The sequence below is a fragment of the Bacillus sp. SIMBA_008 genome (assembly GCF_046535495.1).
GTDB classification, from domain to species: Bacteria; Bacillota; Bacilli; order Bacillales; family Bacillaceae; genus Bacillus; species Bacillus subtilis.
The window spans coordinates 1-486 of the sequence record NZ_JAWRWL010000018.1 but is presented as its reverse complement, the minus strand read 5'-3'; the positions used below and the strand labels follow the sequence as shown (position 1 = coordinate 486).

1 protein-coding gene is annotated in these 486 nt (G+C 51.4%); it reads left to right on the top strand.

Going from position 1 to position 486, the window contains the following annotated elements; all coding sequences use genetic code 11:
- Positions 1 to 486, top strand: a 486-nt coding sequence (locus tag SB658_RS21840) for a condensation domain-containing protein (RefSeq protein WP_410602272.1), incomplete at both ends; no start/stop codon positions are given.

Genomic DNA, 486 nt, shown 5'->3' with positions numbered 1-486 from the left:
CATGGATATTAAGCAGCGAAGTCACGAAGCAGCTGCTGATGGAAACACAGCAGGCGTACGGAACGGATGTTCATGAATTGCTTTTAACGGCGCTTGGAATGACGCTTCATGAGTGGACGGGTTCCGAACAGATCCTTATCAGCACTGAAGGACACGGACGCCAGGGGCATATTCCTGACATTGATATGTCAAGAACGGCGGGCTGGTTTACATCTGTTTACCCGGTGCTTTTGGATATGAGAGTGCCGGACGGCTCAGGGGAAACAACCGCGCACCGCATAAAGACGGTAAAAGACATGATGAGACGGGTTCCTCATCACGGAACCGGCTACGGGCTGCTGAGATATTCGCGAAACATTCTTTATAAAGACCCAGAAATAAGCTTTAACTATCTCGGTGCGTTTGACGGTCTTGAGGGGACGCTGAAGATGTCACCGTTCAAGCCGCAGCATGATATAGCGGCCGGGCGCATCCGCGAGTTTGATC